The 23,604-nt window shown below is 54.2% G+C and carries 23 protein-coding genes and 1 riboswitch; of the genes, 8 read left to right on the plus strand and 15 right to left on the minus strand.

Going from position 1 to position 23,604, the window contains the following annotated elements; genetic code table 11:
• Positions 1-29 precede the first annotated feature (29 nt).
• From ACHUEV_RS03435 to ACHUEV_RS03450, 4 genes are read right to left on the minus strand one after another with little or no spacing between them, the layout of a single operon-like run.
• Positions 30-1,145 carry a glycosyltransferase gene (locus ACHUEV_RS03435; RefSeq protein ID WP_394177652.1) on the minus strand — a complete coding sequence of 372 codons (1,116 nt, stop codon included), beginning with the start codon at positions 1,143-1,145 and terminating at the stop codon, positions 30-32.
• On the minus strand, positions 1,142-1,726 hold the full coding sequence (locus ACHUEV_RS03440) for an acyltransferase (protein ID WP_394177653.1): 585 nt from the start codon (positions 1,724-1,726) through the stop codon (positions 1,142-1,144). Before ACHUEV_RS03440 ends, ACHUEV_RS03435 begins: the two co-directional genes overlap by 4 nt.
• A complete protein-coding gene (locus ACHUEV_RS03445; protein WP_394177654.1) occupies positions 1,716-3,047 on the minus strand; it encodes an oligosaccharide repeat unit polymerase in 1,332 nt (443 codons plus the stop codon). The genes ACHUEV_RS03440 and ACHUEV_RS03445 overlap by 11 nt, the downstream gene beginning before the upstream one ends.
• Positions 3,032-4,297 carry a lipopolysaccharide biosynthesis protein gene (locus ACHUEV_RS03450; protein WP_394177655.1) on the minus strand — a complete coding sequence of 422 codons (1,266 nt, stop codon included), beginning with the start codon at positions 4,295-4,297 and terminating at the stop codon, positions 3,032-3,034. The genes ACHUEV_RS03445 and ACHUEV_RS03450 overlap by 16 nt, the downstream gene beginning before the upstream one ends.
• 45 nt (positions 4,298-4,342) lie before the next feature.
• Here ACHUEV_RS03450 and ACHUEV_RS03455 point away from each other — a divergent pair, with 45 nt between their 5' ends.
• Complete coding sequence (locus ACHUEV_RS03455) at positions 4,343-6,241, plus strand: GumC family protein (protein WP_394177656.1); 1,899 nt, start codon at positions 4,343-4,345, stop codon at positions 6,239-6,241.
• Here ACHUEV_RS03455 and ACHUEV_RS03460 read toward each other — a convergent pair.
• From ACHUEV_RS03460 to ACHUEV_RS03470, 3 genes are all read right to left on the minus strand, one after another.
• Positions 6,238-7,830 (minus strand): hypothetical protein, encoded by a 1,593-nt coding sequence (locus ACHUEV_RS03460; protein WP_394177657.1) that lies wholly within the window; start codon positions 7,828-7,830, stop codon positions 6,238-6,240. The genes ACHUEV_RS03455 and ACHUEV_RS03460 overlap by 4 nt on opposite strands.
• Before the next feature lie 3 nt (positions 7,831-7,833).
• Complete coding sequence (locus tag ACHUEV_RS03465) at positions 7,834-8,091, minus strand: spike base protein, RCAP_Rcc01079 family (protein ID WP_394177658.1); 258 nt, start codon at positions 8,089-8,091, stop codon at positions 7,834-7,836.
• A 92-nt stretch (positions 8,092-8,183) separates the two neighbouring features.
• Positions 8,184-8,822, minus strand: coding sequence for a sugar transferase (locus ACHUEV_RS03470; RefSeq protein ID WP_394177659.1), 639 nt, complete (start codon positions 8,820-8,822; stop codon positions 8,184-8,186).
• A gap of 894 nt (positions 8,823-9,716) precedes the next feature.
• Here ACHUEV_RS03470 and ACHUEV_RS03475 point away from each other — a divergent pair.
• The 3 genes from ACHUEV_RS03475 to ACHUEV_RS03485 all read left to right on the plus strand — a co-directional run bounded on the left by ACHUEV_RS03475 (position 9,717) and on the right by ACHUEV_RS03485 (position 14,660).
• Positions 9,717-11,708 carry an acyltransferase family protein gene (locus tag ACHUEV_RS03475; RefSeq protein ID WP_394177660.1) on the plus strand — a complete coding sequence of 664 codons (1,992 nt, stop codon included), beginning with the start codon at positions 9,717-9,719 and terminating at the stop codon, positions 11,706-11,708.
• Between the two features lie 252 nt (positions 11,709-11,960).
• Positions 11,961-12,128 (plus strand): hypothetical protein, encoded by a 168-nt coding sequence (locus ACHUEV_RS03480; protein ID WP_394177693.1) that lies wholly within the window; start codon positions 11,961-11,963, stop codon positions 12,126-12,128.
• A gap of 909 nt (positions 12,129-13,037) precedes the next feature.
• Complete coding sequence (locus tag ACHUEV_RS03485; protein ID WP_394177662.1) at positions 13,038-14,660, plus strand: ATP-binding protein; 1,623 nt, start codon at positions 13,038-13,040, stop codon at positions 14,658-14,660.
• 213 nt (positions 14,661-14,873) lie between these two features.
• On the opposite strand, the gene ACHUEV_RS03490 is transcribed toward ACHUEV_RS03485, so the two are convergent.
• From ACHUEV_RS03490 to thiM, 7 genes are read right to left on the minus strand one after another with little or no spacing between them, the layout of a single operon-like run.
• A complete protein-coding gene (locus ACHUEV_RS03490; protein WP_394177663.1) occupies positions 14,874-15,605 on the minus strand; it encodes an ABC transporter permease in 732 nt (243 codons plus the stop codon).
• Positions 15,602-16,327, minus strand: a complete 726-nt coding sequence (locus ACHUEV_RS03495; protein ID WP_394177664.1) for an ABC transporter ATP-binding protein — start codon at positions 16,325-16,327, stop codon at positions 15,602-15,604. The genes ACHUEV_RS03490 and ACHUEV_RS03495 overlap by 4 nt, the downstream gene beginning before the upstream one ends.
• Positions 16,324-17,010, minus strand: a complete 687-nt coding sequence (tenA, locus tag ACHUEV_RS03500; RefSeq protein ID WP_394177665.1) for a thiaminase II — start codon at positions 17,008-17,010, stop codon at positions 16,324-16,326. Before tenA ends, ACHUEV_RS03495 begins: the two co-directional genes overlap by 4 nt.
• The gene (locus ACHUEV_RS03505) at positions 17,007-17,945 is read right to left on the minus strand and encodes an ABC transporter substrate-binding protein (protein ID WP_394177666.1); all 939 of its coding nucleotides are present in this window, start codon (positions 17,943-17,945) and stop codon (positions 17,007-17,009) included. The genes tenA and ACHUEV_RS03505 overlap by 4 nt, the downstream gene beginning before the upstream one ends.
• Positions 17,942-18,760, minus strand: a complete 819-nt coding sequence (gene thiD, locus ACHUEV_RS03510) for a bifunctional hydroxymethylpyrimidine kinase/phosphomethylpyrimidine kinase (RefSeq protein WP_394177667.1) — start codon at positions 18,758-18,760, stop codon at positions 17,942-17,944. The genes ACHUEV_RS03505 and thiD overlap by 4 nt, the downstream gene beginning before the upstream one ends.
• The gene (thiE, locus tag ACHUEV_RS03515) at positions 18,757-19,392 is read right to left on the minus strand and encodes a thiamine phosphate synthase (RefSeq protein WP_394177668.1); all 636 of its coding nucleotides are present in this window, start codon (positions 19,390-19,392) and stop codon (positions 18,757-18,759) included. The genes thiD and thiE overlap by 4 nt, the downstream gene beginning before the upstream one ends.
• Positions 19,389-20,165, minus strand: coding sequence for a hydroxyethylthiazole kinase (gene thiM, locus ACHUEV_RS03520; RefSeq protein WP_394177669.1), 777 nt, complete (start codon positions 20,163-20,165; stop codon positions 19,389-19,391). The genes thiE and thiM overlap by 4 nt, the downstream gene beginning before the upstream one ends.
• A 42-nt stretch (positions 20,166-20,207) precedes the next feature.
• Positions 20,208-20,296, minus strand: a riboswitch (TPP riboswitch).
• A 435-nt stretch (positions 20,297-20,731) separates the two neighbouring features.
• Here thiM and yghX point away from each other — a divergent pair.
• Genes yghX through ACHUEV_RS03535 form a run of 3 tightly spaced genes read left to right on the plus strand, consistent with a single transcriptional unit; the run spans position 20,732 to position 22,745 of the window.
• Positions 20,732-21,619, plus strand: coding sequence for a YghX family hydrolase (yghX, locus tag ACHUEV_RS03525; protein ID WP_394177670.1), 888 nt, complete (start codon positions 20,732-20,734; stop codon positions 21,617-21,619).
• 26 nt (positions 21,620-21,645) lie between these two features.
• A complete protein-coding gene (locus ACHUEV_RS03530) occupies positions 21,646-22,128 on the plus strand; it encodes a peptidase associated/transthyretin-like domain-containing protein (RefSeq protein ID WP_394177671.1) in 483 nt (160 codons plus the stop codon).
• Between the two features lie 5 nt (positions 22,129-22,133).
• Complete coding sequence (locus ACHUEV_RS03535) at positions 22,134-22,745, plus strand: ferric reductase-like transmembrane domain-containing protein (RefSeq protein ID WP_394177672.1); 612 nt, start codon at positions 22,134-22,136, stop codon at positions 22,743-22,745.
• Between the two features lie 164 nt (positions 22,746-22,909).
• Here the strand turns inward: ACHUEV_RS03535 and ACHUEV_RS03540 are convergent, their stop codons facing one another.
• The gene (locus ACHUEV_RS03540) at positions 22,910-23,263 is read right to left on the minus strand and encodes an ArsR/SmtB family transcription factor (RefSeq protein WP_394177673.1); all 354 of its coding nucleotides are present in this window, start codon (positions 23,261-23,263) and stop codon (positions 22,910-22,912) included.
• Positions 23,264-23,290: 27 nt separating this feature from the next.
• Here ACHUEV_RS03540 and ACHUEV_RS03545 point away from each other — a divergent pair, with 27 nt between their 5' ends.
• Positions 23,291-23,590 carry a hypothetical protein gene (locus ACHUEV_RS03545; protein WP_394177674.1) on the plus strand — a complete coding sequence of 100 codons (300 nt, stop codon included), beginning with the start codon at positions 23,291-23,293 and terminating at the stop codon, positions 23,588-23,590.
• The last annotated feature ends 14 nt before the right edge of the window (positions 23,591-23,604 follow it).

Raw genomic sequence — 23,604 nt, forward strand, 5'->3', positions numbered from 1 at the left:
CCGATTGGCGCTTACGTCAATACGCGAGGTCAAGATGATGCCTCATGCTTCATCGCGAGGCGGGCATAGAGTTGCGCAAAGCGTCGCGTCATAACTTCGGCCGAGAAATCCTGGGCCATCCACGCGCGCCCCTTTGCACCCATCGCAGGCAGATCGCATTTCATCAGCGCCTGTATTTCATCGGCGAGATCAGCGTGGTGCAGGTCTATGCAGCGCCCACATCCTTTTACATCAAGCGCCTGCCAAGGTGTGCCAGTTGTCGTCAAAACAGGTACGCCATGGGCCAATGCCTCGGCCACTGCGATCCCAAAGTTCTCTGAATTGCTTGGCAGGACAAACAGGTCAGCGTTCGCAAACGCCGTAGCCTTTGCTGCCCGGCCAATATGACCATGCATCCGAATGCGCGACGTACAACGCGCCTTCACTTGCGCCACATCTTCCGGCGCGCCAGTTCCAAAAATATCAAGCGTGACATGATCTGGAAGCTGCGCCATCCCGTCGAACAGCCGCTCAATTCCCTTTTTGGGATGAATGCGCCCCAAATAGATCAGGCGAATATTGTCGCTCGGTACTTTTGGCAGCAACGGCGGGATTTCAACCGAATTTGGGATCAGCGCTGTTTCAATACCCTTAAGCCGGGTCACACTCAGGTCGGCTTCGGCTTGACTGGTCACGTGCAGCACCACGCGATCGGATCGCAGCAATTGTACAGCACGTTCAAACTGACCCTTCGCCCCCCGACGTGGCGCTTCAGCCCATTCAGCTGTCGCCAGCAACGCCCCTCGCGGCGACCAGACAACTGGTTTACGTTTTAGCCGCGCAAGGGCGATCGTCGGCAACGTCGGAAAACTATAGGTGCCAGTCAGATGCACAACATCAGCCCAATCGATTGCCTTTGGAAGCTGTGCCAGCAGCCCAGGCGAAATGCTATGTCCCGCGATCCGTCGTGCATAATGGACCGGATATTGTAGCGCGGCAGGCGCAACGTGATCACCGCGTTTGGGGCTCGCCGCATCGGTGGTTAAGACCCGAACGGACATTTGGGGCAAGGCATCGATGCCGTCGCAAATAGCTTTGGTCGACCAAATCGGACCACCCCAATATGTCGCTGGAAAGAATGACGGGGTGACGTGTAGGATGTTCATGCCACCTCCTGCGCCACGGGAAGGCGTTGCCCAATAACCCGCGCCGGATTTCCGGCAACCACGGCGTAGACGGGCACATCACGGGTCACAATCGCACCTGCGCCAATGACCGCACCATGCCCGATATTTTGGCACTGTGGTAAGATCACGGCACGCATTCCGATCCAAACATCAGCTTCGATCGTTTTAGGTAGCGCCATTGCGGCGGAGTGCGGATCCAACCCATGATCATGCGTGTAAACCACGACATTCTCCGAGATCGTCACCCCATCACCAATGTTTAGCCCGCCAGTAATATCGAGATGAACATCACGGTTGATTTGCGCTTTATCGCCAATCACGAGTTGAGCATTGCGGCGTTCAGACGATACATCGCAGCCCCGCCAAAAATAGCAGTCGCGGCCAACCGATACGGAACTTGGGTCAGCAAACCTCACGCCCAATTGAAAACGGCTACCACGGCCCATTCGTTTCAAAGTCGCGCGGTGCATCGTTGTCGCGACAACAATGCCACCACGGCGATAGACCACCGCGATAACCCGACAAAACCAGTAGATCACAGCAATCGGATTACACCGCATACCGCTCCCTCGCCATAACCTGCATGTGAAGCGTGAAGCGGGTCACGAACAGCGCCACCATTATCGCCATCAGCGCGCATTGCGCAGTTGCGCCGACGATAAAGGCACTGAACGACGACTGCAGCGTTGCCTGTACAAACGGATAAAACAGGATCGGATAGAACAGAAACGACCCATATCGCAGCACGTGCATGGGGTTCAATAAAACCACTTCGATCTTGCGATATATCCAGCCTAGAACAAAACCAACGCCAATCCCGGCCCATCCAAAGTTGATAAATGCCTCACCCGGACCAGTCACATTAAACGCGCCGCCCGTATAGATTTGCATAATGTCGCGTTTAAAAAACACGCCCAAATCTATCGCAGGCTTTTCAGGCCATATCGCGCGCGGCACCCAACCAAAGCTCCACCAAGTATAGCTTTGTCCGAGTAGAAATTGATCTGCACCAACCCGGTCAGTGACCATAGTGGCCGCGTTAATATCTAGGAAATATGTGGACCCAACAATCTGGGCCAGCAACGATGCATCTGCAGTCCTGAGCTGCGTCATGTGGGCAGAAACCACCACCAGGCCAGCAACGGCAACGCCACCGACGAACAGTGCTTTGCCAGCGATCCTCTCGTCAAGGATCAGATAGGTCGTAAGGGCAAATACGAGCATCTCGACCAATTCAAATCGGTCGCCTGACACCAACGCGATCAGGACTAACAATCCGCCAAGTGCGCATGCCGCCGCCAACACGCTCCGCGACCGCAAAGTAACCCCATTAGCCAGCAACAGAACAAAGGCGAATTTTGGAACCACAAAGAAGGTCTTGATTCCCGCCAACGTCGCGCCGACGCCATCTGCATTCACGTTGATTTGCTTGGCGTTGTTCAGCCCAGCCAAAAGCGATGCGTCGAATGCACCGACGCCACGTGCCTGCATGATCAGCGCAAAGGTTAAGGCAGCAAATCCGAAGGCCGCAGCAAACAGCCAACCGCGCCGCGTAATGCGCGCGGCCAGCATCCGCGCCTCGGCATGCGACTGCCGAACAGGTCTGATCGCGACCAGATAACCAAGGCAAATCAGCAAAATGAATAGCCCGAGATAAATCGCCCCCAGCAGTTCCGCCGAAGGCGTCATTATAAACCGCCGATAAAACGCCATCTCAGGGGCGTAACTGTATACGATAAGCTTCAACAGAAAGCCAAACGCGCAAAAGTAGCTCAGCAAATGCATCGGCGATACAAGCCTGATTGCCCCATGCCGCTGCCCAATTCCAAAAGGCAGCACGGTGCAAAGCCCCGCAAGCATGATAATCAAGAAGGCTTCCATGCAACCCTCGTGTTCAAGAACAATGCAAAGGCAGATGTGTCCACGCGCGTCCGTTGCCAAAGAAGAAACCATAGGACCACGCTGCCCGCAGTGATCGACGTCACATAAGCAACCGCGTTGGAAAGCGGTCCTATCACCCAGGCTGCAAGGCCGACGTAAACCAGAACGCTAACCGCCCGCGACATCGCCGCGACATGCGCAAAACCGCAAAGCGTCGCGACCGGAAATCCAGAGACAAAGACGACCTGTAGGAATGCACCTAGCGACAGCACGGCAAACACGACACCGCCCTCCTTGGCACCAACGGCAGCGAATAGCATCGCGCCTATGAACAAGATCGTACCGGGCAAAAGCGCTATACGACTTCCCTGTCGGCTCGCGTTTTGAAGCGCGCTAAGGTCGCCGATTGCGAAGCTTTTTGAAATATCCGCCGCACTAACCCAAGTTGCCACGCTCACCGGCAAGGCTACCAGATTTGCAACCCGTTTTAGCAACGCGTAAAGGCCCATATGCGCAGGCGATAGAAGTGCCCCGCCAACAATTATGTCGACCTGTGCAAGTGCTACGCCAAGCACCGAAGTGCCCCATAGCGCCGGTGAAGCCCCAATCGCCCCACCAGTACGGCCGACGATATCACCACGGCGCTGATGCCTCCACGTCCAAACCGCAGCAATCAAAGTAAAGCCCGCCATCCACAGTGCGGCATGATCTAAGATGTCCGCACCCTGCGCATAGATTGCAGCAGCGCCCAGCGCCGCTTGCGGACCACAATCTCGGATCGCCATGGACGCATGAACACTGCCTAGCCCCCGCATGAGACTGGACAAACAGGTCAGCAAGTTGATGGCAAATGCACAGAAAACAACTGCGACCCATGGCATCCTTGGCCACAACGCCTCTGCGCATATGTAGAAAACCAAACCAAGCATCATTGGCATGATCACGGCGTGCACAAACAACGTGCGATATGACACGCCACGACCATCAGTCAGCACACGCAAAAGCAAAAGGGGCCCGCCAAGCGAAATGACCGGCGCCACGACCAAAGCGAGCCCCCAAGTGACAGCAAGCTCACCAAATGCAGCAAGCCCAAGCCACGCCGTAAGCCCCACCATCACGCCAAAGTTGATACCAACCATGCCGGCACGCAAGATCATTGGAATGATCGCCTGCTGTTGAAAGATATTTCCTATGCGCTGGCCGAACATTGACGTGACACCCGTTCTTGATGCGTTAACCACATCACTCATTAGGTTTAGTCGTCGTTCATTGAGATTAATTTTCGGTTAACCCTGATGTGGTCAAGTAACGGTGTATTCACACGGCCAAAGGGCACCATGTTGCAGACCAACTTACAATTAGATCCGCGACCAGACAGCGCATATCAGTTGCAGCTTATCGAACCTTTTGATGTCGCCGCTCTGTTTCGCAGCCTTTGGCAAGGGAAATGGATCATCATGGCGACCGCGATCTTTGCTGTGATTGCTGCTGGTTACTATGCATTCTTTATCGCAACGCCCCAATTCGCCGCGACTGCGACGGTCCAAGTCGAACTAAACCAAAACCAAGCGGCAGAAGCATATTCACAAGGCTTCGACCCTGCTCAGATCAATACCGAAGCCGCGATATTACGTTCAAAACACGTCCTTGAACAGGTCGTTCAGGACCTCGACCTCATCAACGACCCGGAATTCAACCGCTATCTCACACCAATTGCGCCATGGTCATTTGACGGGCTGCGCGCCCGCATTCGTGTGATCATTAGCGGTGAAACCATTGTGCGGCCTAGCGAAAATGCAATTTTGGCAAAGACAGTAGAAAACTTAGCCTCTGCGCTAACCACGGGACCTGAACGGGACACCTACATCTTTGCAGTAACAGCCACGACCGAAACGCCCGCAAAATCTGGGCTGATCGCAAATACCTTAGTTAGCACTTATTTGGCTGAACAATTCGCCGCTAAGACCGCACAAACAGACGCGGCAGTGCAGCACCTAAGTGATCGTGTCGCAGAGCTTCAGCAGGCTCTGAAGGAGAAAGAGACGGCGATCAATGCTCTCATCTCTGGCGGACAACTGCAGGATAATGCTTCTTTTGATGCGCTTAGTCGGCAAGCAATCGACGCGGAAGAGCGATTGGCCGAAGCACAGCGAAGCCTTTCGTTATCGCCAGAAAACGCCGCACATCTGGCTGATCAGATTCCAGGGCTGGAACGCTTTCGCGCACGACTAACCGCGCAAATCGCTGATCAATCCTCAGGGCTTGTCGCACTACACCAACTACGCCGCGAAACAGAAAGTACGCGTATTCTATACACCAACCTTTTGACGCAGCTTCAGCACACACAGATGCAACGGGGTCTGCACGCACCAAGCGCACGCATCTTATCACCCGCAGGCGATGGGCGGCATGTTGGGCCGCGCAAACTAATAATCCTTGCGGTCGCCCTCATTCTCGGGGCCGCAGCCGGTGTTGGAATTGTCGTGTGGCGACGCAGCCATTTCGTTCAGCGTGACACGGTCGGCACGATCATGGGAACCGATGTTCTTGCCACCCTGCCCTACACACCCAAATCGCGTTTACTGAACAGCATCGCAAATAGCCCAACGGGTAAACTGGCCGAGGCAACATGCCATCTGCGCACAGCATTAATGCTAGGTAAAGCGAATGCTAATGCGCAGGTTATCGTCGCCACCTCAAGCGACAGACAGGACGGCCAGACAATCGCCACCTTGGCGCTTGCTGCGTCTTTGGCGCGGCTCGGTAAATCGGCGCTCGTGATAGATGCCAATATGCGGGGCGGTCAACTCAGCGGATATTTCACGTCAAATCCGCGACCTATGCTCGAACACCTTATAAGTGGCAGCGTGGCGTTATCCGAAGCGGTCATATCCGATCCGAGAATAGCCGCCGATATTATCTGCACAACAAGAACGGATCAAAACCCCGCTGACTTATTCAGCAGCACAGGCTTTGCGCAGCTTATCCATGCTGCTCGCAACAGCTATGACTATGTGATTATTGACGCCCCGCCAGTAGTGCCCTTTTCAGACAGCCAAATCATCGCTGGGCATGCGGATTACATCCTATTCTGTGTTCGCCAAGGCAAGACACCAACGCGCACAGCACTTGCCGGACAATCGGCACTCCGATCCGTCGAAGCACCGATTACCGGGATCATCGTTATCACTTAGGACTTGCCCACCTTCAGCACATGACGGTTATAAAATCCTAGCGTATCGCCCGCCTGAAATTGAAAGGCCCCCGTCGTCGCATAGACCTTGGCCATCCAATCACTGCCGCCGCTGGCAGAAGACCCATTCAGGTTAGGCCGGACAATGGTATCAAACTGGCCAATCGCATTGCCAGCCACCTGCAGTGTCCCGACTTCTTGACCGTAGCGTATGCCATTAACGCCAAACTGCCCGGTCATACCGATGCGCGCAGCATTGTCATAGACGAGATTGGCGGGCGTTACCCCTTCGTAATCGTCAAGATGAATGGACGAATACCCGGTGGGTTCAATGGTGCTGAACACGTCGGTCTTGGTTTCACCGTCCCATCTGACAAGCGGCGCCATGCCCGCATAAATCCAAGCGAAATCCGCCGTTGTCCCAGTACCAATAACAGTCACATCATGACGTATTTCGCCCGGATCAAGGGTGCGCTTTAGCTGGCATTCGCCAATATCGCCGCCCTCTGACCTGTGCCAAGTCGTGTTTTCAGTGATCGTAATCTGGCGACCAACAGAAAGACCATTCACACCCTGCCCCGGCACCCAATCAACACCATCCAACAAGATAGAACGGGAAATCAGGCTTTCGTTTCCATGGGTTTGACCACCTAAGTCTGTCGTGTTTCCAGCGACCGAAAACTCCGCCGCGTACTCGCGCTCTGACGCGTAATCGATCGCCACAAAATTGGGGTATGTCGGGCGATTATCAGCACGCCAGTCCAGCGCCCCGTCAGAGTCGATGCCACCAAGATGGCTTGGCCCGGTGGTGCCGCTGGTGCCAGTAGCCCGCGCAGTATAGAAAACACCGCCATGCTGGACCTCGTCTCCCATCGTGTAACTTGTGCTTGATTGCCATGCAGGGGGCAGAATGCGGTCATCGTTTAGCGATCCGCTAATACCAACGGCTTCGATCATGATAGCATTGCCGCCGGGGCTAGCAGTGCCGCCAGTCGTGATCGAAATCTCATGATATCCCGATAAGCCACTTGCCACCTTGATCGATTGGCGGCGGGTCAGATCAGAAGACGTGTAGGTCGGAAACGCCTTAAAACCAAGACCAGCAGGATCGTCGATCTCGTTCACCAGCGTTTGTTCACCGTCGATATCGACACGGCAGTAACCGCCGTTGGTTCGACCGGTATAGTAGATCCAAAGATCATAGGCTTCTGCCCGGCCCACCGTCGCCAGCGCGCTCGCTGAAGCAGAGGAGGTACTGATCGCCCGGTTCCCTGTATAACTTGCTTGCAGCCCCGACCCTGATGATTGAAGCTGCGACCACGACCCACTCAGTTGCAGGTCAGCGACGGTATAAATGCTGCGCAGCTCCGTCACCAAGGTCTCGCGCCAAGAATAGCGATTGCCGGGGTCATTCGCGTCCAGTCGCAAACACGCTGCGAAATTCTGCGCGATTTCAGTCCAAACCGATAACGTCCCAGACGGCCCATCGGCAAGGGCAACACGTTGCCCACCACCCGGTGCAAAAAACGCAGCCAATGGCTGCGGGCGCCCGGCACCAGTATAGCCGGGCGAAATCTCCAGACCGATCATGCGTTAGTACCACGCAACCAGTTGGGCCGTTGTACCAGTCGCCAACACACGCAAAGGTCGGATGCTCAGCACGGCACCTGCGGTCAGATCATAGCTAACCGCAACACCGTCTTTGTCCTGCAACACGGCGGTGCCGCCAGCATTCACAAAAATCGCGCGCGGGCGCACCGGCAAATCAACGGTATCATCAGGGACGATTTCGAAATGGGATACAGCGGGTGAAGTCAGATTGACGTAATCAGAATCGAACGGGTCAGACATGGGAATGCTCCAGTTAAAAAGACACTCCATCCCTAGTGATGCTTCCTTAGGAATTAATTGGGCCAGCGTACGCAGACCAACGCAACAGCGGCTTAGGCCCCGCGCCGGGCCAACACAACGATCAGCGTCCGCCACGCAATCCGCATATCAAAGCGAAAGCTTGCATTCGCAATGTAGTACAAATCCGCCGCCACCTTGCGATGCACTGCGCCAATGTTGTCGACATAGCCCAGCTCAGTCTGCGCATACCCACTGATCCCCGGCAGTACACGGTAGCGCGCGGCATAGCCGGGAACATCCCGCAGATACACGCGGGCATGGTCATAGCAATCGGGACGCGGGCCAATCAGGCTCATCTCTCCACGAAGAACATTGATCACCTGTGGTAGCTCATCAATGCGAGTTCGACGCAGAAATTGACCCAGCCGCGTAATACGACCTGCTTCAAGCGCATCATGCGCACCGCGCGTTTCGCCTGTTGGGCGCATCGTACGGAACTTGAACACGTAAAACGGCTGACAATCCCGCCCCATCCTGCGCTGCACAAACATCAGCGGACCCGCGTTCACAAATGGGTTCGCAAAAACCAATAGGGCCGCAGCTATGACAAGCGGGATCACAAGCAGTACCGCAACCGTTTTGTCAAAAACCAACTTAGCAAGTGGTAGTGACAGTCGGGACATTGGATCAATCCGACCCTGCACCGCCGTGTCATTGTGAAAATCGAACATTCCTGAAACCATCAACCAATGTAGGTCACTTGGACCTGAACCTCATTGATTAATGAATCTGGGCGATCAAGGTTAACGACACCTTAACTTTGTTCTCAAAAACTCTTTGGATTTAATGGCATAGTAATTTTCAGGACTGCATTCATTAACAAACACACCCCATGCGCGATTAATCAAATCGGCCTCATCCTAAGGCGATGAAGTTCGGGCAGTGCAAACTGCGCCCTCGACACCAGACCACAACGAGCCGCAATCCTTGTCAACAATCTCGTTGAAATGACGTGGAACGATCTGACTTATTTCATTAAAGATCGACACTTGAAGAGTGTCGGGCACTTCTTAAGAAGCATGTCAAGTCGCTGTTCAATGCACCATAGAAAGATGAGGTGTCCGAACGGTCGACAACGCGTTTCTTTCAAAAACGCAAAGCAATGAATTTAAATCCGACAACTGTTCAAATTGGCCCCCCATGTCAACAAAGATGGTAGCAATGCTTCTGATCAATTTGTCGCAAATTTGTTTCCGACCGCTGGAACGAAAATCTATCAATAAAACCGAGAGAGAAACGAGCCACCCATTACGGGCCACTTTCCTCTTTCTCGCGTCGATGCAAAAATGATTCAATATTGCGATCACTAGGTATCGGCAATCGCACAACGCAAAACCACACACCAATATTGCTGCCATCGTAGTAGCCGTATTGCGCGAATCTCTCTCGGTCTCTACTTTAGGGGGCATCCGTCAGATTAGGCGGGGATCAGAGCTTGCTGCTGCATGGACCAACGTCCGGAATAAGCAGGAGTGACGTTGCACGATTATGTTTCTGCTTGCTAGGCTAAAGTAATAAGTTGGGGCGCATATCGAAGAAATGCGACCCAAAGGGAATAAATTTGCATGAGCACGATCAAATATCGCAGAGATATAGACGGATTGCGCGCCATGGCCATCATGCCGGTCGTACTCAACCACGCTGGGGTTCCGGGCTTTCCCGGCGGCTTTGTCGGAGTCGATATTTTCTTCGTGATTTCTGGCTTCCTGATCAGCGGCATCCTCGTGCGCGAAATTGAAGAAAACCGTTATTCGCTTGTCCGCTTCTATGAACGTCGCGCCCGCCGGATTCTGCCCGCACTCTTCGTCGTGATTTTAGCCGCGCTTGTTGGTGGCTGGTTTCTTTTCTCTCCCGCTCTTTACGAGGGGCTCGGCAAATCAGTGGCAATGACGCTGCTTTTCGTATCAAATCTGTGGTTCTGGCACAGCGCAGGCGATTATTTTGGCCCCGGGGTTGAACTCGAACCACTGCTGCATACTTGGTCGCTTGCCGTCGAAGAGCAGTTTTACGTCCTCTATCCCCTACTTTTGTGGGCATTGTCTGGGCACTCGCGGAAGGTCTGGATACTTGCTGTCGGTAGTCTCACGTTCCTTTCGCTGGCTCTCTCCGTATATGCCACTTCGGGTCATCCGACATTCAGTTTCTATCTGTTACCGACACGCATTTGGGAACTCGGGGCTGGGGCACTGCTCGCGCTCGGTACATTCCCCGTGTCGCGCCTACGCTGGGCACACGAGGTTACAGGCGTGCTCGGATTGGTACTTATTCTCAGCTCCATCGTACTTATCAATGATCAAACGCCCTTTCCGGGTATCGCCGCAGTCTTACCAGTATCCGGCACGGTGTTGCTTATCTTCGCAGGCTCCGGCAGCGGCTCTACGGCAAGCCGCCTACTTTCGCTTCCACTGTTCGTGGGCGTCGGATTGATCTCCTATTCGTTATACCTCTGGCACTGGCCAATCATCGTCGCTGCACGGATGGTGACCGGAACCAGCGACCTTTCGCTAACCACAGCTGCAATCTGCATTGTGCTAGCTATGGCTCTTGCGGTGATAAGCCTTTGGGTGATCGAACGTCCATTCCGCCAGAGTCGGGGCGACAACCCGATCCCAGCCCGTGGTGTCCTTGTCTTTTCACTTGTGGGTACCGTCCTTCTAGGCGCAGGTGGTGCCTTCATCGCAAAAAACGACGGTTTCGTCGGCCAAGTCCCGCCAGAGCGGTTCGCTGTCTACGAGCGTGCGATCAAGCGCAGCGCCCAGGACTTAGCCTGCATGAATCTGCCCGTATCCCAGCTTCCCTGCCGCATCGGCGAGACGAAGAATAACGCTAGACCTGCCCGTGTCGCCATCTGGGGCGACTCTCATGTCGGAGCGATGCTTTCCGGCTTTGATGACTGGTTTAAGACACAAGGCGAAAGCGCACTGGCCTATACCAAATCGGCCTGCCTTCCATTGCTCGGGGTGCGTCGCGTAGACAGAAACAATGCATGCGATGCGCACAACGCGACGGTGCTCGCTATGATCGAGGCGGATTCCAACATTCATGTGGTCGTCCTTGCCGGTCGGTGGGCTTTGAGCGTAGAAGGCGCACGTGCTCCGAACGAAGCCGGACAACCTGCTATTTTGGCTAAAACTGGACAATCGGGCACCGACATAGAAGACAATGCGAGACTTGTGTCAGAAGGACTGGCCCAGCTCGTAGCGCGGTTGCGTGCCCGTGGAATCATTGTCGTAATTATTGCAGGCATCCCCGAGATTGGGCGGAATGTACCCGACTTAATTTTGGTTTTTGGATCAAATAATGCACCGACCGGCTTTATCCCCGATCTCGCCGCCTACACGCGGCGCAACGGCCGTGCCAACGCAATTCTCGAACGTATCAGCACCGAATTCGGCGCACAGCTAGTCGAACCAGCAAACATCCTCTGCGCACCCAATTGCCGCGTAGAGGTCGGCGGCGAGCTACTTTATCGTGACGATGATCACTTGAGCGACTTCGGAGCGCGATGGCTGCTTCCTCAGTTGATGGCGGCAAGCTCCGAACACACTCACAGGTGATCGGCAGATACCCTAGGCATTACGGTTGCGTGTAGTCGCGGGCTCTCGTTGTGGGAATATCGGTGGTTACTTTTCAATTCTGTCATACGGGCTCTATCTTCCGCGCTTTCTATCGGCTTTCGAGAGGTTGGTCCGCTTCGGTTGTTGCTGCGACAATCATAGGGCGAATTTGGTGAGTGCAATTGCACGACTGCTAGCGGAGCGGCTCGACTGCTGATAAGAGTGCGATTTCTGTAAGCTAAGGGAGAACGGATATCGCAGGCTGCTGAGTTACTAGAAAACAGCTCAATTCCGTTGCCGGATGTTTGGGAAATCTGCGGGTTTGCGTCAGCCGAAACGTTCCGACGCGAATTTCGAAAAACCATGGGCGTTCCGCCAGTCCGATACCATGTACGCTTAGGGGCACCACTTACAGTTTAGGCTTAGAGCAACGCCTCTTTTTCTCAGACCAAGCCGACGTCTATTGAACGTATCGACGCCGCAGTGCAACTTCTGGGCGGAGAAAGGTTTCTTTTATCACTCGCTTCAATAATAGGTTCTCTGTACTGACGAATTGAAATGCAGCGGCTGTCTGACCGACACATGAAAGCAGGTGCGTTTCGAAGCCAACAAAGCCTCCATCGGAACAAGAAGCAAATTTCCGCACGACGTAAAAATTTACTGGCCCAGAAAGCTGGGGGCCTAGAGTTCGTTGATAGATACCGACCAGATTATTAATCCACTTTGGCACCATGACATCTATAAAATCGTGCTAGGAACGACCCAAGGCAGAGTATACGCTTTAGCTTTTATATCAATTCTTGGAAAACCATGGTACGCGAAAGCATCTATCAAAACACTGCGACTTATAGCGCTGGGATGCGAAAGACATTGCATCGTGTGTTGGACTTTCTCGCGATCATTTCAATGCTCGGCGTCCTACTATCCGTTCTTCGCATCTCTCAGGTGGGCCTTGCCTACTTTATTGTCGCCGCGCTGTTGTTTGGGATGTGCGTGCTTCCTTCGATTATCTGGCGTGCCGACAAGCACCTAGTTCGGCGCGGTTTGCTCCTGATTATCGGGTATATGTCGGCCATATCACTCGGAATCCTGAACTTGGGCTTGGCGTCCAGTGGCGTCGGAGCATTGCCGTTCATTTTAGCAATCTGTGCCTCTCTGTTCAGCCGAAGAACGTCGCTCATCTTGTTCGGGCTTATGATCGTGGCCATGACAATGTTTGCCTATCTCTTCATCTACGGGCACTTGTCGTCCCCTGACAGCTCAATGGCGGACTGGAACCGTGACCCGCGTAGCTGGATCGTTGCGATTTGGGCTATGATTGTGTGTAGCTTGATTGTCACCACACTGATCTTCAACCTAAGTGCATATTGGCGAGCCACGGATACGGAAGCCGAAAAAAAGAACCGGCAGTTCGAAGCTATGGTCGAGTTTTCTCCGGATGCGATTATGATCTTTGACCTGGACATCGAGCAGGTTGCGGCTGTTAACACGCGTGCGGAAGAGCTATTTGGCATGACGCGGGATGATCTTGAAAATGCGCCAAAGGTGGGCATTCGCTGTCCTGATCTGCAGCCTTCCGGAGAAAATAGCACTGAAGTATCCGCGCGCAAGTTTGCAGAAGCTTTAGCCGGCGAGCATCCCGTTTTTCAATTGCAGGTGCTAAACGGCAATAACGAAGAAGTGCCTTGCGAGATTTCCTTGTCGCGCATTCCGCCATTCAACCAGAAACTGATACGGGCAAACATTACCGACATTTCAAAACGGCTGGCGGAACAAAAACAGCGAGAAGATCTTCAGGCTCAACTGGCAGCATCGCAAAGGCTTGAAACCATAGGGCAGTTCACCGGTGGTGTGGCACATGATTTTAACAACTTGCTTGCAGTCATATTAGGGAATCTTGAGGTCCTTCAGGAACAGACCGACGACGAAGCGCAAAAGCAGTTTCTGCAACCGTCCATCAACGCAACCCTACGTGGGGCTGACCTTACGCGCAGCTTACTCAGTTATGCTAGTCAGGCAGTGCTAAAACCAGAAATCATCGATCCGAACAGTCTTGTAAGTGATATTAGAAAATGGTCGGGTCGCACGTTACCCAAGAATATTGAGTTAGAGATGTCCCTGCTTGAGGGATTGTGGAGGGTAAAGGCAGATCCAGCCGCGTTGGAAAACGCCCTTCTCAATATGATCCTGAATGCCCGCGATTCCATGGCGCAGGGGGGCAAGCTAACGATTGAAACCGCAAACATTTGGATCGATCAAACATGTCACAAAAGCCAACAAGAGAACCTCGAAAGCGGTCCTTATGTCACGGTTTCAATAACGGACACTGGCACAGGAATTGCCAGCGATAATCTTGAAAAGGTCTTTGAACCATTTTTCTCGACAAAGCCAAAAGGCAGGGGATCGGGGTTAGGATTGGCGATGGTCCAAGGCTTCATGCGTCAATCCGGTGGCATGGTCCAAGTCTCATCTAAGCTTGGCGTCGGTACGACCTGCAAGCTGTATTTCCCTGCGGTGACACAAGAACTGCAAACGGAAGTACCGGTTCGCACTGAGGAGGTTTCACGGAAGGGTTCGGGAAAGCGGATCCTGCTCGTAGAAGACGAAAGAGAGGTGTTGGCTGTCTTAGAATGGATGTTAAAGGCCGAAGGATATGCTGTGACCAGTGCAGTGTCTGGAGATAAGGCAAAGGCCATCTTCGAAGCCGATCCAAATTTTGACCTATTGCTGACCGACATTATGATGCCTGGACAGCTCCAAGGCACAGATCTGTCAAAAGCGCTCCGAGAGTTAGACAACACGCTACCAGTCATCTTCATGTCCGGCTACCCTGCCGAAGCGACCGACAACGGCAACGGCCTTCGCCCCGAGGACATCCGCCTTACAAAACCAGTTGCGCGTAAAGAACTGCTATCTGCCATTGCGCAAGTTCTCGAAACCCCTAACGGGTAGGCAAGTGGAAGTTTTCGAAGCTTTCTTGAAGCCCCAATAGCGTTGCCTAATCCATGAAAGTTTCGAAACGGCCTTTTGAAAAGGCAAGTCGTTCCAAGCCCCTATTGGTAGATAGCGGACCTCTGCTCCAAATGCAGCAAATTACCGGAATTAGCCCAATTCAAACTATGGTGAGGCCCGGACCAATGTCGACCTTTCATGAAGGAAGCATGTTCACACTCGCTGCAAATGGGCTGCGGCCTTGTGCACCGCGAAGTACAAAGCAATCGTCATTGCGGCCAGCGTGATCAGGCTGGCGAACATCAAATCCGTTTTCGCGCGGCCGTTCGCAAGCAACATTAGATAACCAAGCCCTTTGGATGCCCCAACCCACTCGCCGATGACTGCGCCGATAGGCGCATAGACTGCGGCCAATTTCAGGCCGGTTCCGAGAGATGGCAGCGCGTGTGGTATCCTGATCCGGCGCATGATCTGGGCGTTTGTTCCGCCCATTGTCATTGCCAAATCCAGCATGTTCTGTGGAATCCTAGTTAGCCCGTCATAGAACGCGCTGGTCACCGGGAAATAAATGATCAGCACCGCCATCATGACTTTAGAAATAATTCCATAGCCAAGCCAAAGCGTCAGAATGGGAGCAATAGCAAAAACCGGTACGGCCTGTGTGAAAACCAATAGGGGCATCACCAGTCGGTGCAAACGGTCAGAGCTTGCCAATAGTACAGCGGTTACGACCCCCAGCAATGATCCGTGTACAAGGCCCAATCCGACTTCGGTTAAGGTGAATAACGCATTCTCACCAATCAAAAGACGGTTCTGCCACGCAGCCTGTGCGACGAGCCATGGGGACGGCAATATGAAATGCGGCGCATCTGTGATCCAAATCAGCGCTTGCCACAGCAGTACACCACATGTGGTGGCACCAACTGCGTAGCGCATCCCGCTCATTGTGGCCCCCTCAAATGCGCCAAAAGTGCTGCTTGGCACGCTGTCGTTTCCGGCGCGTATTGATCTCGGACGGGTGCGGTCTTGGGAGGGTGCCAAAGCGTCGCGCCCTCGTGCGTCAGGACGACAATCTGATGGCCAAGCCGCACCGCTTCGGCCGGGTCATGGGTCACCATCAAGACCGTTTTGCCCGTTAGCATCTGCGCCGACAATTCCTGCATGTCGGCCCGCGTACCTGCATCAAGTGCTGAAAACGGTTCGTCCAACAATGCAATGGGCCGGTCTTCCATCAAAGTGCGAGCCAGTGCTGCCCTTTGACGCATGCCACCGGATAAAGCCGCCGGCTTTTTCTCGCGCCACGGGCCAAGGCCGACGCGGTCCAGTAGGCCTTTTGCACGTGTCAAGTCTGGGATGTCGTTACGCAAGCGTGCGCCAAGAATGATGTTTTCAAGCACCGAGAGCCATGGCAATAACAAATCTGATTGGGTCATAAAGCTAACGCGCCCTTGAAGAGGCCGCTTGTCCGATGCAATGATATGCCCCGTAAACGTACCAGCACTTTCCAGTCCCGCAATCAAACGTAAAAGCGTCGACTTCCCCACACCCGAGCGCCCTAAAACACAACTCCATTGGCCTGCAGGCAGGGTCAGATCAATGGACTCAAACAAGCGTTCGCCCGCCATGTCGTACTGACCTTTAATCTGGATCGCCGGGGCCTGTGTCATGCGCCGCGCAAGCCCATTTCCCAAAAAGCGACTTCCAATTGGGTGGCGGTTGTGAACCGGTGTTGCAGTTGTGGCCACCGAGCAGTAGCGGCAGGGTCATCGCCCAAGCGCCGCTTTACAGCAACGTCGATCATCAGGCCCACATTTGCCATCACGTCCTGATATGCAGTATCGGCATAAGTCTTGATCCACTCCCTGTAGGGCGTGTCGTCAACCGCCTGCTGTTCCAGCCGTAACCCGATCTCACCATAACCAAAGCAGCAAGGCGCCAGTGCTGCCATCAGATCAAGAAAGTCCCCTTGTAGGCCGGCATCCATTACATAGCGCGTGTAGGCGAGGTTCTCGAACTCTTCGGTTGCGGTGCACAACGCAGTTTCATCGATGCCCGCGGCTGCGCACGTTTTGACATGCAGCGCCATCTCGTGATTGACCAAAGCATCCACTGTGGCAGCACAGACCTTCATTTCGTCCAGCGTTTCCGATTTGACTACGCCAAAGGACCATGCACGTGCGAAATGGACCAAAAAGACGTAGTCTTGGATCAGATAATGCACGAACGCCGTACGCGGCAATGTCCCTTCCCCCAGACCTGTGACAAAGGGATGATGCGTGTAGGCCTGCCATGCGCTTGGGCATCCCGCGCGCCAAAGTGCGAAGGTCTTGCCGTAGGGTTGGTTACTCATGGTGCCGTCACATCAATGGCTATTTTCGCGACTGGGTTGACCGCCGGGATCAGGCCAGCCTGATGCAAGAACGTCTCAAATGCTGCGTAGCGCCCGACATCCATTGCCGCAGGGCGCAGGGCAAAGCGCGGCAGCGTGTCGGCCCAAGCACGTTTGTTCAATTCATCCTGAAGCTCTGGTGCGGTGCTGGAAAAAATCTCCCATGCCTCTTGCGGATGGTTGATGATGTACTGAGTTGCTTGCTCGGTCGCTGTCAGAAAACGGCGGATCATGTCAGCATCCATCGTGTTCGGATTGGCGACATAGATCAGCTCGTCATAAGGCGGCAAGCCTTCTTCTTCGACATAGAAACATCGCCCGGGCACGCCTTCAATATCCATTTGGTTCAATTCAAAATTTCGAAACCCGCCGATAACCGCATCGACCTGCCCCGACATCAAAGCGGGTGAGAGCGACCAGTTCACGTTGATCAGATCTACGTCGTCCAACGTCAAGCCGTGCGTATTTAACACATGGCCCAACACGGCCTCTTCGACGCCCCCAACTGAAAAGCCGACCTTCCCCCCTTTTAGATCAGCGGGTGATGCGATGGGCCCATCTTTCAAGACCAGCAAGCAGTTCAAAGGTGTGGCAACCAACGTGCCAACCCGTTGCAAAGGCAATCCCTCATGGATTTGTAAATGCAATTGCGGCTGGTACGAAATTGCCAAATCAGCCTTGCCCGCCGCAACCAGCTTTGGTGGATCAGAGGGGTCAGCTGGGGCAATCACCTCGACCTCAAGATTAACATCGGCAAAGAACCCTCTTTCCTGTGCAATAATCACGGGGCCGTGGTCAGGGTTCACAAACCAATCCAGCAAAAGTGTCATATGATCTTGTGCCCATAGCGGGGCCGCGCACAGGGTCATTGCAGAGGCGAGGATGATGGATTTCATGAGGTTGTGTCCTTGCGTGATGCATAGAGATTGGCAAAATGATGAGTAGGCCCATGGCCCGACCCGACGCTGAGTTGATCGGCATGAGTAATGGCCGATGCCACATAGGATTTGGCAGCCGCAACAGCGGTTTGGATGTCTGCGGTTTTCGCCAATTGCGCGGCCAGCGCAGAGGATAAAGTGCAGCCCGTGCCATGCGTATTTCGTGTTGGCATACGGGGGGCTTCGAACCACATGACACGCTCGCTTGTGACAAGGCAGTCTGGGCTGTCAGGGCCGCTCAGATGCCCGCCTTTCATTAAGACAGCTGCAGGTCCCAACTGACAAAGCGCGCGCCCCTGAACTTCCATTTCATCCCGTGTTGTGGCCACTTTGGCCGCTAGCAAATGTGCGGCTTCTGGCAAGTTTGGGGTCAGGATGAACGCCAACGGCAACAATGTATCGCGCAGCACTGCAATCGCGTCGGACTGCAGCAGGGCCGCGCCTCCTTTTGCGATCATTACCGGGTCCAGAATGATCGGGGCGTCGCGCCCAGCCAAGGCGCCTGCAATGGCCTGCGCAATCTCGGCATTTGCGATCATCCCAATTTTGACGACATCCACCCGAATATCGTCGAAAACGCTGTCGATTTGCTTTTTCACAAAGCCAGACGGCACAAGATGGATACCGCTGACACCCTGCGTATTTTGCGCCGTTAGCGCGGTCAGCGCGGCCATTGCAAAAGCGCCATTGGCCGATATTGCTTTAAGATCGGCCTGAATGCCGGCGCCACCCGACGGATCAGACCCGGCGATGCTAAGGACATTGGGGATCATGAAGGCGCCTCCGTTTGATTGAACAACTGTGCGGCGGCTTTGGGGTCTGTTTGCCCGCAGATCGCGGACACCACCGCTTGCCCATCTGCACCACTGGCCAAAACATCCTGCTGGTGCGCGGGCCTGAGCCCGCCAATGGCTACCGTGGGTAATGATGTAAGCGCAACAAGACGCGCCAACCCGTCAAAACCAATCGGCCGTTCATGATCGGTCTTGGTGGTCGTGGCAAACACGGGGCCAAGGCCCAGATAATCGACACTGTTGGGGTCCGCTGCCTTTACGGTTTGCTCCGTTTCGCAGGACAAGCCAAGGATTTTGCCGGAACCCAGCAGCGCGCGGGCCTGTACGGGCGGCATATCCCCTTGGCCGATGTGCGCTCCGTCCGCATTCGCTGCGATTGCAGCCTCCAGATCGTCATTGACGATTAGCTGCACCCCCGTGCCATAGAGGGCCTGCTTTAATGCAAGAGCCATATCGATGCGCGCAGGTGTGGAAGCATCCTTGGTGCGTAGTTGCACCATCGTGACGCCACCGGCGACTGCCTGCTGCACAGTTTCGACCAGCCCAAACGGGGTGCACAGAATAGGATCTGTCACAAGATACAGACGCAATTGTTCCCGCAAACCGGTCATGTCAGGATTACGCCCGCGAATTCATCAGGCTGCGTAGCCGCCAAAGCATCAAGAAAATGCACCTGAAAACTGCCCGGCCCCTTGGTCAGCGCCGCGGCCATCGTGCCGGCCACCTTGAAATGCGCAAGCGTGGCAAGTGCGGCCTCAAACGCCGGGCCACTGGCGGCATAGGCCCCCATCAGCGCAGTTTGCGAACAGCCCAAAGCTGTGATCATTGGCATGATCTCTGACCCGCCGGTCACCTTGGCTGATTGCGTACCATCTGTGACGAAATCAATTGGCCCCGTGATGGCAACAACGCAGCTGTGCGATTGAGCCAATTCACGTGCCGCTCCTTCGGCCGCATCTACGCTGTCACCGCTATCTGCACCTTTGCCTGCTCCTGCCTCGCCTGCCATAGCCAAGATCTCGGACGCATTTCCGCGCAAAATGGTTGGACGCAAAGCCAGTAGATCCTGCGCGACCCCCTTTCGGTAGCCAGAAATGAAATGCGCGACCGGGTCCAACACCCATGGAATGGCCGCATCATTGGCCGCACGCGCCGCAGCGCTCATACTGGCAACCCAAGGTGACGACAGCGTGCCGATATTAATGGTCAACGCGCCACAAATCGGAGTGAATTCAGCGATTTCCTCTTGTGCATGCACCATCGCGGGCGAGGCCCCGGCGGCCAAGACCACGTTGGCGGCAACGTTCATCGCGACATAATTGGTGATACAATGCACAAGTGGGTTTTTGGTGCGCAATGTGTTCAGAAGGTCCTGCGGGGCCATAATGTCTCCTTTTCAACTGGAAAAGAGACAACGCTCTTGCAAGCCAAGAGCGCATAACCTCCCTCCGCCAGCATTATCTGGTTCAGGTTCAAAGGGTACATCTCAGCTTTGCAGCGCCCCTGGTAAGAAAACGATAAGTCGATGCCGCAGGAGCGTCAAACAGAAAGCAAACCTTCGGTTGCATTCTGGCAATGTTTCCATTGTCCGCACAGCAGACATTGGCATGCAAAACGGAACCAAACGACGTTCGCAACCGCAGGAACCGGCAGGTATGAGCCGATTCTTTTGAAAAACTTTTTACTGCGGCTACAAACTTTCAGAATGCAGAATGCCGTTCTTGCTTAGTCAGAATATGCCCAAATAAACGAATGCTGAAACATGCATGATTGCCAGATTATGGATTTTCGGGAAATCGAGATTTGTCTGAAGCCATACTTGGGCCATCGATCGGCGCCCCGAGATGAGACGAGCGAAGCAGTTGAACGCACTAAATTGTTACATCGATGACGGTCATATGCGCTATGCTAGGTTTAGTGGTGAGCGGCCAACTACAGGAGAAACTTGTAATGACACGTATGACTGCGAAAGACTTTGATCAGGGCCTCCTTGATCTTTATGATTTTTATGCGCACGGCAAGATTACCAAACGTGAGTTCCTCGACAAGGCTGGGAAATATGCAGTTGGCGGCGTCACTGCAGTTGCGCTTCTTGGAATGCTGAGCCCAAATTACGCTTACGCTGAACAGGTTTCGTTTAATGACCCAGACATTCATGCAGATTACATTACCTATCCATCGCCCAACGGAACAGGTGATGTGCGTGGATATCTGGTACGGCCAGCCGAGGTTGAGACACCGTTGCCTGCCGTGTTGGTCATCCATGAGAACCGCGGCCTGAACCCCTATATCGAAGACGTAGCGCGCCGCGTGGCCAAGGCTGGTTTTATGGCTCTGGCCCCTGACGGCCTAACATCTGTGGGCGGTTATCCGGGAAACGATGCGGATGGCCGCGAGCTTCAGCGGACCGTGGATGGCACAGAATTGATGAATGATTTCTTTGCCGGTTTTGAGCACTTGATGGGACGCGAGGACAGCACGGGCAAGGTCGGATCGGTCGGGTTTTGCTATGGCGGCGGCGTTGTAAATGCGCTGGCAGTAGCCTACCCGGAAATGGCTGCGGGCGTTCCGTTTTATGGCAGGCAGGCGGCAGTTGTCGATATTCCAAAAATCCAGGCGCCGTTGATGTACCAATTCGGTGAGTTGGATGAGCGCGTTAACGCGACATGGCCTGAAACAGAAGCAGCCCTAAAGGCAAATAATAAAACCTATGAGGCCCACATTTACGAAGCCGCCAACCATGGCTTTCACAACGACAGTACGCCACGTTACGATGAGGCTATGGCGATGTTGGCATGGGAACGAACAATACGTTGGTTTGAGACGTACCTGACTTAACCCGCGATCCACGAGGAGTCTCTCAGATGTCAAAAGGCTTGATTACCCGCCGGTGCTTAATTGCCGGAGCCGCTGCAACAACAGCCGTTTCGGGCTTGATTAGTCCGGCCAATGCGCAAACCTTTGACGCAACGCGAACGATGCGAGGCGGGTCTAATAATTACCGTCCCGGCGCCCCTATCGTTGAGCGGATCGGTGGTGGTGGCTTTTGGATGAGCGGCACAGTGAGGCGTGCGGGTGATGGTCTCCCGCTTAAGGGTCAACGCATTCAAATTTGGGCGCATACCACAGAGGGCCATGAACGTGATCCTGAAAGCCACGGTGCGACACTCACGGACGCGAATGGCGTCTTTCGCCTTGAGATGCCGCAGATTGTCCCGGCTTTCGGTCAAGCCCACGGACACCTCGCGTATGACAGCGATGACTTCGAAACTGTATTCTTACGGCCCGTCATGGCACGCTCAAGTGACACAAGCCTTACGGCGGATTTCGTGCTCCAGCCGGTCTGAATAAGGTGCGGCTTACCCGTTTATCTTTTGCAGGCAGCTCGCTTGTCTGGGCGCTCGTCGTAGGGGTATTGGTCGTTGTGATAGCCGCTGCGATGATGAGCCCCCTACTGCAATGGCGCGACCCCATCTACATTGGTGCAGGATTTGCTGGAATTATCGCAATGGCACTGTTGCTTTTACAGCCGTTGCTAGCGGCGCACAATTTGCCCGGTATTTCGGCCTATCGCAGCCGACGCGCCCACCGCTGGGTGGGCGGGGGCTTAATCATGGCGGTGGTGGTCCACGTCTTAGGCCTCTGGATCACCAGTCCACCCGACGTCGTTGATGCCCTTCTCTTCCGATCACCAACATGGTTCACGATCTGGGGTGTCATCGCGATGTGGGCCGTCTTTATGTCCGGGCTCATCGCCGTATTGCGCCGCCGTTTCCTTTTGCGGACTTGGCGTCTAGCACACACATCTCTTGCAGTGGTGATCGTGTGCGGCAGCATCGCCCACGCATTGCTGATAGAGGGAACCATGCAAACAGTATCAAAAGCTGTGCTTTGCTTGTTTGTGGGCGCGGCAACGCTGATGGCTATTGTCGACCTGCGGTGTTGGCTAAGAGCCAAGCGGTAATAAACTGAGCGCTTAATTGCTACTGCCGGCAAAACCGACAAATAACAAACGGCGCCATCCACTTGTGAAGCTTGAACGACAGCTCGATCCCGCAGGATTGCCATCGATAAATAGTGCTATCTAACGGCAGGTCAGAGCCCAAAGAGCACATTCAGCGACCTTCACTAGCGGGTGTTTCTGGCGGGAATCGTTTTAGCGGCAGACAACGTATTTAGAGCAATGCTTTCAAGCGTTTGTCTGTCAGGTTTGTAAAACATCCAGTTACCTATGCGCTTACCAGTGACTAGGTCAGCTTCTGCAAGTTTTTTCATGTGGGCGCTGACTGTCGGCTGCGTCAATCCTGATTTTTCGGTGATAAATCCAACACAGACGCCATCATCCACTAAATCACCGTCCCGCTGCGCTGGGAAGTACAAACGCGGATCAAGTAGCCAGAGCATTATACGCAAGCGCACAGGACTGGACAAAGCGGCAAATACTTTGACAGTTGACTCTTCATTCATATCGTCGATTATCAATATAGGTTTCTTTCTATATGGTGTGCTATGACATTACATTCAAAACCACTCGAACGCCAAGCGTCCATGCTGCAAGACGGGGCGCGCCGAGGTGCAGCCTATCTCAACACAATTGCGGACCGTCAAGTAAATGCCAGTATCGAAACCCTGTCAGAATTTGACTTTGCCTTGCCCAAGAAGGGCCTACCAGACATCGATGTTCTAGATCTCATTGAACGGGTTGGCGCACCGGGCACGATGGCGAGCGCTGCAGGGCGCTATTTTGGCTACGTTATAGGAGGCTCTCTTCCGGCGGCGAGCGGCGCGCGCGCGATGTTGTCCGCTTGAGATCAAGTCGCAGA

It is taken from the genome of Yoonia maritima, from assembly GCF_043641945.1.
In the GTDB taxonomy this organism is placed as follows: domain Bacteria; phylum Pseudomonadota; class Alphaproteobacteria; order Rhodobacterales; family Rhodobacteraceae; genus Yoonia; species Yoonia maritima_B.

Coding starts and splice junctions, on each gene's coding strand:
- ACHUEV_RS03460 (WP_394177657.1), bottom strand. CDS start 7,830: ATGATCGGTCTGGAGATTTCGCCCGGCTATACTGGTGCCGGGCGCCCG.
- ACHUEV_RS03440 (WP_394177653.1), bottom strand. CDS start 1,726: ATGCGGTGTAATCCGATTGCTGTGATCTACTGGTTTTGTCGGGTTATC.
- ACHUEV_RS03490 (WP_394177663.1), bottom strand. CDS start 15,605: ATGAGCGGGATGCGCTACGCAGTTGGTGCCACCACATGTGGTGTACTG.
- ACHUEV_RS03530 (WP_394177671.1), top strand. CDS start 21,646: ATGTCAAAAGGCTTGATTACCCGCCGGTGCTTAATTGCCGGAGCCGCT.
- ACHUEV_RS03505 (WP_394177666.1), bottom strand. CDS start 17,945: ATGAAATCCATCATCCTCGCCTCTGCAATGACCCTGTGCGCGGCCCCG.
- thiE (WP_394177668.1), bottom strand. CDS start 19,392: ATGACCGGTTTGCGGGAACAATTGCGTCTGTATCTTGTGACAGATCCT.
- ACHUEV_RS03435 (WP_394177652.1), bottom strand. CDS start 1,145: ATGAACATCCTACACGTCACCCCGTCATTCTTTCCAGCGACATATTGG.
- ACHUEV_RS03465 (WP_394177658.1), bottom strand. CDS start 8,091: ATGTCTGACCCGTTCGATTCTGATTACGTCAATCTGACTTCACCCGCT.
- ACHUEV_RS03475 (WP_394177660.1), top strand. CDS start 9,717: ATGAGCACGATCAAATATCGCAGAGATATAGACGGATTGCGCGCCATG.
- ACHUEV_RS03495 (WP_394177664.1), bottom strand. CDS start 16,327: ATGACACAGGCCCCGGCGATCCAGATTAAAGGTCAGTACGACATGGCG.
- ACHUEV_RS03470 (WP_394177659.1), bottom strand. CDS start 8,822: ATGTTCGATTTTCACAATGACACGGCGGTGCAGGGTCGGATTGATCCA.
- ACHUEV_RS03545 (WP_394177674.1), top strand. CDS start 23,291: ATGACATTACATTCAAAACCACTCGAACGCCAAGCGTCCATGCTGCAA.
- ACHUEV_RS03450 (WP_394177655.1), bottom strand. CDS start 4,297: ATGAGTGATGTGGTTAACGCATCAAGAACGGGTGTCACGTCAATGTTC.
- yghX (WP_394177670.1), top strand. CDS start 20,732: ATGACACGTATGACTGCGAAAGACTTTGATCAGGGCCTCCTTGATCTT.
- ACHUEV_RS03445 (WP_394177654.1), bottom strand. CDS start 3,047: ATGGAAGCCTTCTTGATTATCATGCTTGCGGGGCTTTGCACCGTGCTG.
- thiM (WP_394177669.1), bottom strand. CDS start 20,165: ATGGCCCCGCAGGACCTTCTGAACACATTGCGCACCAAAAACCCACTT.
- ACHUEV_RS03455 (WP_394177656.1), top strand. CDS start 4,343: ATGTGGTCAAGTAACGGTGTATTCACACGGCCAAAGGGCACCATGTTG.
- thiD (WP_394177667.1), bottom strand. CDS start 18,760: ATGATCCCCAATGTCCTTAGCATCGCCGGGTCTGATCCGTCGGGTGGC.
- tenA (WP_394177665.1), bottom strand. CDS start 17,010: ATGAGTAACCAACCCTACGGCAAGACCTTCGCACTTTGGCGCGCGGGA.